This window comes from Mesorhizobium sp. WSM4806, from assembly GCF_055811635.1.
The window spans coordinates 1-774 of sequence record NZ_JBVVQZ010000065.1 but is presented as its reverse complement, the minus strand read 5'-3'; the positions used below and the strand labels follow the sequence as shown (position 1 = coordinate 774).

General features: G+C 57.8%; 1 protein-coding gene and 1 pseudogene. Both read right to left on the bottom strand.

What is annotated here, in order from left to right:
- Window positions 1–416, bottom strand: a 416-nt coding sequence (locus AC0L2M_RS34595) for a hypothetical protein (protein ID WP_473537267.1), incomplete at its 3' end; no start/stop codon positions are given.
- 10 nt (window positions 417–426) lie between these two features.
- A pseudogene (locus AC0L2M_RS34590) lies at window positions 427–774 on the bottom strand (glutathione-dependent formaldehyde dehydrogenase); the annotation flags it as partial.

The window sequence follows — 774 nt, the reverse complement described above, 5'->3', positions numbered from 1 at the left end:
TTTTGCGCCGTCAATAAATCGATGAGTGTCACACCGGCAACGAGCACCAATGCAAGTCCGACGTTGTCACGTTTTGGATTGTCATGCCGGAACGCCCATAGGAGTGTTGCGATGTCGAGCCCATCACCGGCCACACGGCTCCAAAGCCCGGACTGTCTGTCTGCCGACAAGGACAGAATGCCGCTGCTGAGTTCACGCGCTCCATAGGCGCGGATCACGCCTTCCTTACCAGGTATGCCGAGTGCGCGGGCGATGCGCTCGGAGGCTATGAGTTCGACCATGCCCAGTGCAATGCTGAACCATCCGAGTTTGCGCGCTACCATATCGGAGGGCGCGAGCGCCTTCGGGCCAGATTTTACGACCTTTGGGTCGCTTGGCCGTCTGCTGAGATTGCCGAATTTGCTAAGCATGTTCATGACACTGATCCTATGGCTTCAGTACGACTTTGACGCAACTGTCCTGCTTGTCGCGAAAGATCTTGTACATCTCGGGTCCTTGTTCGAGCCCGGCAGTGTGGGTGATGACAAACGACGGGTCGATCTGACCTTCTTCGATGCGGCGCAGTAGGTCGTCGGTCCAGCGGTTCACATGGGTCTGGCCCATCCTGAAGGTCAGGCCCTTGTTCATGGCTTGGCCCATCGGGATCTTGTCGACAACCCCACTGTACACGCCCGCGATCGAGATGACGCCGGCTGGCCTGCAGACATAGATCATTTCACGCAGCACGTGGGGCCGATCGCTCTCCATCAGCATCATCTGCTTCGCGCGGTCATA